At 62.3% G+C, this 7,773-nt stretch carries 8 protein-coding genes; all 8 read left to right on the top strand.

Going from position 1 to position 7,773, the window contains the following annotated elements; all coding sequences use genetic code 11:
- Positions 1-107 precede the first annotated feature (107 nt).
- Entirely contained in the window at positions 108-434 is a 327-nt protein-coding gene (locus tag AC3WLT_RS36585; RefSeq protein ID WP_074300394.1) for an integration host factor subunit beta, read from the top strand.
- 336 nt (positions 435-770) lie between these two features.
- The gene (locus AC3WLT_RS36580; RefSeq protein ID WP_492596430.1) at positions 771-1,064 is read left to right on the top strand and encodes a LapA family protein; all 294 of its coding nucleotides are present in this window, start codon (positions 771-773) and stop codon (positions 1,062-1,064) included.
- Positions 1,065-1,137: 73 nt separating this feature from the next.
- On the top strand, positions 1,138-2,313 hold the full coding sequence (gene lapB / locus AC3WLT_RS36575) for a lipopolysaccharide assembly protein LapB (RefSeq protein WP_492596429.1): 1,176 nt from the start codon (positions 1,138-1,140) through the stop codon (positions 2,311-2,313).
- A 156-nt stretch (positions 2,314-2,469) separates the two neighbouring features.
- Positions 2,470-3,885, top strand: coding sequence for a UDP-glucose dehydrogenase family protein (locus tag AC3WLT_RS36570; protein WP_492596428.1), 1,416 nt, complete (start codon positions 2,470-2,472; stop codon positions 3,883-3,885).
- Positions 3,839-4,846, top strand: coding sequence for a D-glycero-beta-D-manno-heptose-7-phosphate kinase (gene rfaE1 / locus AC3WLT_RS36565; RefSeq protein ID WP_492596427.1), 1,008 nt, complete (start codon positions 3,839-3,841; stop codon positions 4,844-4,846). Before AC3WLT_RS36570 ends, rfaE1 begins: the two co-directional genes overlap by 47 nt.
- A gap of 142 nt (positions 4,847-4,988) precedes the next feature.
- The gene (rfaD, locus tag AC3WLT_RS36560; protein WP_492596426.1) at positions 4,989-5,981 is read left to right on the top strand and encodes an ADP-glyceromanno-heptose 6-epimerase; all 993 of its coding nucleotides are present in this window, start codon (positions 4,989-4,991) and stop codon (positions 5,979-5,981) included.
- Positions 5,982-6,058: 77 nt separating this feature from the next.
- Entirely contained in the window at positions 6,059-6,451 is a 393-nt protein-coding gene (locus AC3WLT_RS36555; protein WP_492596425.1) for a ComEA family DNA-binding protein, read from the top strand.
- 308 nt (positions 6,452-6,759) lie between these two features.
- A complete protein-coding gene (cysM, locus tag AC3WLT_RS36550; protein WP_492596424.1) occupies positions 6,760-7,662 on the top strand; it encodes a cysteine synthase CysM in 903 nt (300 codons plus the stop codon).
- Positions 7,663-7,773: the final 111 nt, after the last annotated feature.

The raw sequence follows: 7,773 nt of genomic DNA, 5'->3' as shown, positions 1-7,773 counted from the left end.
GGACAATCCTCCAATCCCCCAAGGGGACTTCCTTCGGGGCGGGGGACTTCCTGCGGGGCGGAAAACTTGGGGGCGGCCCGGCGTTTTCTTGAGAGGTCTGCTGCAGTATGACCAAATCGGAATTGGTCGCCCAGCTGGCTACGCGATTTCCGCAGCTTGTTTTGAAAGATGCGGATTTCGCGGTGAAGACGATGCTTGATGCGATGTCGGAGGCGCTTGCCAACGGTCATCGCATCGAAATTCGCGGCTTCGGCAGCTTCGGCCTCAACCGCCGTCCTTCCCGTGTCGGGCGTAATCCGAAGTCTGGCGAGAAGGTACTGGTACCTGAGAAGTACGTACCGCACTTCAAGCCGGGCAAGGAATTGCGCGAGCGGGTCGACCGGCGTTCGGGCGAACCGCTGAAGGCCGAAGAGCCGGATGACGACGACCTGTAAATGCTCCGCTGAGCGGTTTGCAGCGTGGCATCGGTTGCATCAGCGGCCGAAGCCAGACGGCAAAAGACAAGAAAAGGCGCCTTCGGGCGCTTTTTTTTCGTCTGTGCGCGCTGGGTGTGGTGTCGCTGGCCGCACGGCGCATCCTGAAATCGGACGGGACTGGTCAATGCATTCGCTTGCGGCAGGATAAAACTCGCGTAAGTCCGCAATCAGCCAGTTCCTGCCCAGCCGCGAGGGCTTCAATTACAATACGGGTCACTTCGGCGCGGGCAACACCGTGGCGCGACGCGTCATCAAGCCGGCGTCACTCCGCAACTGCCGTCAAGAGACCTATTCATGAAATTTATCGTCTGGCTGATCCGTGTACTGGTGTTCGTGCTGCTGCTGGTGCTCGCGCTCTCCAACACGCAACCCGCTACGCTGAATTTCCTGGCTGGCTACGCATGGCCGGCTCCGCTGATCCTGATTGGGCTCGCCTTTTTCGTGGTCGGGCTGCTGGCCGGACTGGTGTCGTCGATTCCGGCCATGGTGCGTTTGCGCTTGGAGAACGGCCGGCTCAAGCGCGAGTTGCGGGTGGCGCGCGAAACGCCGATGGTGGTCGAACAACCGCCGATGCCGCCGCTGATCTGAGCTTTGTTCCGCCGCGCGTACGGCAAGCGCGCGGCTTTCCGTTTTCGCCTTCCCGTTCTTTTGCATTAATCGCATGGATCTAGACTTCTGGTGGCTGCTTGTCATACCCGTCGCTTTCGCGTTCGGCTGGATGGCCGCGCGCTACGACCTCAAGACGCTGCTGTCCGAAAGCGCCAACCTGCCGCGTTCGTATTTCCGCGGCCTGAATTTCCTGCTCAACGAGCAGCCTGATCAAGCGATCGATGCGTTCATCGAAGTGGTCAAGCTCGACCCGGAAACGGTCGAGTTGCACTTCGCGCTGGGAAATCTGTTCCGGCGCCGCGGTGAAACGGATCGAGCGATCCGCGTGCACCAGAACCTGCTGAGCCGCGCGGATCTGCCCGTCACTGAGCGCGATCACGCGCTCTACGAACTGGGGCAAGACTTCCTGAAAGCGGGCCTGCTCGATCGCGCGGAGGAAACCTTCCGCTCGCTCGAAACTGGCGACTACGCGTTGGGCGCACAACGCGCGCTGCTGACCATCTACGAAATCGAGAAAGACTGGGTCAAGTCGATCGACACCGCGCGCCATCTGGAAACGATGGGCGCCGAATCGCTCGACAAGGAAATCGCGCAATTCCATTGCGAACTGGCGCAGGAAGCGCTGCAACAGAAAAACCCGGACGAGGCGCGCCGTCAGCTTGGCCTTGCGTTGAAGGCCAATCCGACCAACGTGCGCGCCACGATCCTGTTCGGCGACGTCGATGCGGCAGGCGGCGCGCAAGAAGCCGCCATCGGCCAATGGCGGCGCGTCGAGGAGCAGAATCCGGCGTATCTGCCGCTCGTCGCCGAAAAACTGATGAAGGCCTACGAAGCGCTCGGCCGTCCGCAAGAGGGCGCAGATCTGCTGACCACGTGGGTGGACCGCTATCCGTCGAACGATCTGCTCGACGTCGCGTATCAGCACGTCGCGGCGTTGCGCGGGCCCGATGCGGCCCACGCGCTCGCGCGCTCGCAGATGCAGAAGTCGCCTAATCTGGCGGGCATGACGCGTCTGCTGGAAGCGCAGCAAGCCGTCGCGGAAGAGCCGCGGCGCAGCGAACTCGAGTTGATGCGTACGCTGATCCGTCAGCGCACAAAAAATCTGCCACGGTATACGTGCCAGAATTGCGGCTTTCGGGCGCGGCTTTTCTACTGGCAGTGCCCGGGCTGCAGCGGTTGGGAGACCTATGCGCCGCGTCGCGTCGAACCGATCACGGCGTCGAATTGACGCCGCGGTGGCGGCGGCGGTATTGGCCGTGCGGTTGCCTCCGCGGTTGCCTCGCTACGCGCATGGCAACAGCGCAGGCGTGGGCGAACCTCATAACGTGTTCATAACCGGCCTTACCACCGGGAATCATCACCGGAACCTTCTACCGGAAAACGTATGAAAATTACCATTATCGGCACAGGCTATGTCGGCCTCGTCACTGGCGCGTGTCTCGCTGAAATCGGTCACGACGTCTTCTGTCTCGACGTCGACCCGCGCAAGATCGAAATCCTCAACAACGGCGGCGTACCGATCCACGAGCCGGGTTTGCAGGAGATCATTGCCCGCACGCGCGCGGCTCGCCGCATCACGTTTTCAACGGACATCGAAGCGAGTGTCGCGCACGGCGACGTGCAGTTCATCGCCGTCGGCACGCCGCCCGACGAGGATGGCTCAGCCGATCTGCAATACGTGCTCGAGGCGGCGCGCAACATCGGCCGCACGATGAACGGCTTCAAGGTGATCGTCGACAAATCGACGGTGCCGGTTGGCACCGCGCAGCGCGTGCACGCGGTGGTCGGGGAGGAACTGGCCAGGCGTGGGCTCGCCAGCAGTGAGCAGCACCGCTTCTCCATAGTCTCCAATCCTGAGTTTCTGAAAGAAGGCGCGGCGGTCGACGACTTCATGCGCCCCGATCGCATCGTGATCGGCAGCGACGAAGACGAAGCCGGCCTGCGCGCGCGCGAACTGATGAAGCGTCTGTACGCGCCGTTCAATCGCAATCACGATCGCACGTTGTATATGGACGTGCGCTCGGCCGAATTCACGAAATACGCAGCCAATGCGATGCTCGCCACGCGCATCTCGTTCATGAATGAGATGTCGAATCTGGCGGATCGCGTCGGCGCGGATATCGAAGCGGTGCGTCGCGGTATCGGCTCGGACCCGCGCATCGGCTATCACTTCCTGTATGCCGGTGCTGGCTATGGTGGTTCATGCTTCCCCAAGGACGTGCAGGCGCTGATTCGCACCGCGAGCGAAATTGGTCACAATCTGCGCATTCTCGAAGCGGTCGAGGAAGTGAACTACAAGCAGAAGGACGTGCTGGTCCGCAAGATCACGGCGAAGCTCGGTGAGGATCTGAGCGGACGCACCTTCGCGGTGTGGGGCCTCGCGTTCAAGCCGAATACCGACGACATGCGCGAGGCGCCGAGCCGTCGCGTGATTGCTGAATTGCTCAAGCGTGGCGCCAAGGTTCGCGCGTACGATCCGGTCGCCGTCACCGAAGCACGCCGCGTTTTCGCGATTGACTTGCACGATGCGCCGGACCAGCTCGCGCGCCTGCATTTCACGAGTACCCAGGACGAAACGCTCACCGGCGCCGACGCGCTCGTGATCGTCACCGAATGGAAGGAATTCAAGAGCCCGGATTTCGTGCATCTGAAATCGGTGCTGAAGTCGCCGCTGATTTTCGATGGCCGCAATCTGTACGAACCGGACGCGATGACCGAGCTCGGCATCGACTATCACTCGATTGGACGCCCTTATGCCCAACCCTCTGAACTTCCGGCCGATGTCCCGAACAATGCCTGAGGGCGCTCTGTCCACGCCGGCGCCGGCGCTCACCGTGGTGCCGCGCGAACAGCTCGGCGCAGCGCGCGTGCTGGTAGTTGGCGACGTGATGCTCGATCGCTACTGGTTCGGCGACGTGAACCGCATTTCGCCTGAAGCGCCGGTGCCGGTCGTGCATGTGCAGCGTCAGGAAGACCGGCTCGGCGGTGCGGCGAACGTGGCGCGCAACGCGGTGGCGCTCGGTGCGCAAGCGGGTTTGCTGTGCGTGGTCGGCCACGACGAACCCGGCGAGCGCATCGTGCAGCTGCTGGGCGATAGCGGCGTGACGCCGCATCTCGAACGCGATCCCGCGTTGCTCACGACGATCAAGCTGCGCGTGCTGTCGCGTCAGCAGCAGTTGCTGCGCGTCGATTTCGAAAACACGCCGGCGCACGAAGTGCTGCTCGCGGGCCTCGCCCGTTTCGACGACCTGCTGCCGTCGCACGACGTGATCCTGATGTCCGATTACGCGAAGGGTGGTCTCACGCACGTCACGCAGATGATTGCAAAGGCGCATGCAGCGGGCAAGCCGGTGCTGGTCGATCCGAAGGGCGACGACTGGGAGCGCTATCGCGGCGCGACGCTGATCACGCCGAATCGCGCCGAGTTGCGCGAAGTGGTCGGGCAGTGGAAGTCCGAGGAAGATCTGATCGCACGCGTGACCAAACTACGCGCCGATCTGGAGTTCAAGGCGCTGCTGCTGACGCGCTCGGAAGAGGGCATGACGCTCTTCTCCGACGACGGCATCCTGCACGCTTCGGCCGTGGCACGCGAAGTGTATGATGTATCGGGCGCGGGCGACACCGTGATCGCCACACTCGCCGCCATGCTCGGCGCGGGCCTCACGCTGGTCGAGGCGGTCGGACTCGCGAATCGCGCAGCCGGCATCGTGGTCGGCAAACTCGGCACCGCTACCGTCGACTACGACGAACTCTTTCATTGACGCGGCCCGCTCAGACTCCTGCTTTGCGCCGGATTGCGGCGCGCGGGCAGGGACCGCGGGGCGTCAATTGAACTTGTCGATTGGAGTTAGCGCTTTAGCGCTTACTCCGATCCCATGCAAAGCTCATTAGCGCAGGACCATCATGACCCTCATCGTCACCGGCGCGGCCGGCTTTATCGGCAGCAATCTCGTGAAGGCGCTCAACGAGCGCGGCGAGCAACGCATCATCGCTGTCGACAATCTCACGCGCGCGGACAAATTCAAGAACCTCGTCGACTGCGAAATCGATGACTACCTCGACAAGACCGAATTCGTCGAGCGCTTCAAGCGCGGCGACTTCGGCAAAGTGCGCGCGATCTTCCACGAAGGCGCCTGCTCGGACACGATGGAAACCGACGGCCGCTACATGATGGACAACAACTTCCGCTATAGCCGCGACGTGCTCGACGTGTGTCTTGCGCAGAACATCCAGTTTCTGTATGCGTCCTCTGCGGCCACTTACGGCGGCTCGAGCCGTTTCGTCGAAGAGCGCGAAGTCGAGCAGCCGCTGAACGTGTACGGCTATTCGAAGTTCCTGTTCGACCAGGTGATCCGCCGCGTGCTGCCCACCGCGAAGAGCCAGATCGCAGGCTTCCGTTACTTCAACGTGTACGGTCCGCGCGAAACGCATAAGGCGCGCATGGCGTCGGTGGCGTTTCACAACTTCAACCAGTTCCGCGCCGAAGGCAAGGTCAAGCTGTTCGGCGAATACAACGGTTATGCCGCAGGCGAACAGACGCGCGATTTCGTCTCTGTCGAAGACGTGGTGAAGGTCAACCTGTTCTTCTTCGACAATCCGGACAAGTCGGGCATCTTCAACCTGGGCAGCGGCCGCGCGCAGCCGTTCAACGACATCGCGAGCACGGTGGTCAACACGCTACGCTCGCTGAACAACGAAGCGCCGTTGTCGCTCGCCGACCAGGTGCAGCGCGGGCTGATCGAATACATTCCGTTCCCCGATGCATTGCGCGGCAAGTACCAATGCTTCACGCAAGCAGATCTGACGAAGCTGCGCGCGGCGGGCTACGACGCGCCGTTTTTGAGCGTACAGGAAGGCGTCGATCGTTACGTACGTTGGCTATTCGGCCAGGTGTAAATCTTTCGGATCCCTCTTTAAACTGGAATCTCCCGGTTGGTGATGGTCGCCAACCGGTTGTACAAGGGAGATTCCATATGTTTCGAAAAATTCTGGTTACCGCGGCCATGCTCGCCGCTTTCGGCCACGCGTATGCGGCGGTCGACGTCAACACGGCTAACGAGGACGCGCTGCGCGGCATCAAGGGCATCGGTGCTGCCAAAGCGAAAGCCATTCTCGACGAGCGTGCAGCGCATGGTCCATTCAAGGACCCGGCCGATCTCGGCAAGCGCGTCAAAGGCATGGGCGGGCATACCGTCGAGCGCCTGCAGGCGGAGGGTCTCGCTGTCGGTCCGGCTGGCGCGGCTGCTGGCGCGCAGACTGCGGCGGCTGGCCAAACCAAAGGCGCGGCCACTGCGGGCAACGCCACCAACGCGGCCGCTGCGGCCAATACGCAAAAGAGCAACGCCACTGTGGCGGTGAAGAAATAGCCTGACGCTGGCCTTGTGCGCGGGGCTGGTCACCTGCGCGCAAGGCCCACTGATGTAGTTCCCCTTCATGGTCGGAGTTGGCAAGAACACTCCTTCAGCTGTCATACAGATGACTGGCTCCCGCGGCTCCCGGCCGCGGGCTTTTTGCAAGTTTTCTGCGCCGGTTTTTCGCGGTGAATGGGCTCCACGCACGGGCCGTACGTCGGCGCTGCATCCATGCGGGCAGAAGGGCCGCGCGGCAGGCGCACGCACGGTGGTTTAGAATCAATAGATTGAACACTCCGCGCATCGCCAACTCCAGAACCGATATGGCTTACAAAACGATTGAAGACACGATCGGCAATACGCCGCTCGTGCAACTCGTCCGGCTCCCCGACGACGATATCCGCAGTCGCAACAACGTGATCCTCGCGAAGCTCGAGGGCAACAACCCCGCGGGTTCGGTGAAGGACCGCCCGGCACTGTCGATGATCAAGAAAGCGGAAGCACGCGGCCGCATCAAGCCGGGCGACACGCTGATCGAGGCGACTAGCGGCAACACCGGCATCGCATTGGCGATGGCAGCGGCGATCCGCGGCTACAAGATGATGCTGATCATGCCGGAGGATCTTTCGGTTGAGCGCCGTCAGAGTATGGCGGCCTACGGCGCGCAGATCGTGTTGACGCCGGTCACGGGCGGCATGGAATACGCCCGCGACCTCGCCGAGCAGATGCAGCGCGAGGGCAAGGGCATCATCCTCGACCAGTTCGCGAACCCGGACAATACGGCCTCGCACGTCGAAGGAACCGGCCCGGAAATCTGGCAAGACACTGAAGGGCGCATCACGCACTTCGTGTCGTCGATGGGCACGACAGGCACGATCATGGGCGTCTCCACCTACCTGAAGGAAAAGAATCAGGCGATCGAGATCATCGGCGCGCAGCCGGAAGAGGGCTCGCGCATTCCTGGCATCCGCAAGTGGCCGGAAGCGTATCTGCCGAAGATTTTCGATCGCAGCCGCGTGGACCGCGTCGAAAACGTGAGCCAGGCCGCCGCTGAAGCGATGGCGCGGCGCCTCGCGTCCGTCGAAGGGATTTTTGCCGGCATCTCGTCGGGCGGCGCGTGCGAAGTGGCGCTGCGGGTCGCGCGCCAGGTCGAGAACGCGACGATCGTGTTTATCGTCTGCGACCGCGGCGACCGTTATCTGTCGACGGGTGTGTTTCCGGCTTGATCATGCCCGGTTGCGCGTGATCGCGCGAGTGACTCGTCCTGACATAGGTTGACACCTACGCACCGCTGTTCGCGGTTAGAAACGCCCGATGAAGTTCATCGGGCGTTTTGT

The organism is Paraburkholderia sp. FW306-2-2C-D06C (assembly GCF_058781505.1).
This window is presented reverse-complemented; position numbering and strand designations above follow the sequence as displayed.

Excerpts from the sequence above, each read along its gene's own strand:
- AC3WLT_RS36585 (WP_074300394.1), top strand. The coding sequence starts at position 108 with ATGACCAAATCGGAATTGGTCGCCCAGCTGGCTACGCGATTTCCGCAG.
- AC3WLT_RS36580 (WP_492596430.1), top strand. The coding sequence starts at position 771 with ATGAAATTTATCGTCTGGCTGATCCGTGTACTGGTGTTCGTGCTGCTG.
- lapB (WP_492596429.1), top strand. The coding sequence starts at position 1,138 with ATGGATCTAGACTTCTGGTGGCTGCTTGTCATACCCGTCGCTTTCGCG.
- AC3WLT_RS36570 (WP_492596428.1), top strand. The coding sequence starts at position 2,470 with ATGAAAATTACCATTATCGGCACAGGCTATGTCGGCCTCGTCACTGGC.
- rfaE1 (WP_492596427.1), top strand. The coding sequence starts at position 3,839 with ATGCCCAACCCTCTGAACTTCCGGCCGATGTCCCGAACAATGCCTGAG.
- rfaD (WP_492596426.1), top strand. The coding sequence starts at position 4,989 with ATGACCCTCATCGTCACCGGCGCGGCCGGCTTTATCGGCAGCAATCTC.
- AC3WLT_RS36555 (WP_492596425.1), top strand. The coding sequence starts at position 6,059 with ATGTTTCGAAAAATTCTGGTTACCGCGGCCATGCTCGCCGCTTTCGGC.
- cysM (WP_492596424.1), top strand. The coding sequence starts at position 6,760 with ATGGCTTACAAAACGATTGAAGACACGATCGGCAATACGCCGCTCGTG.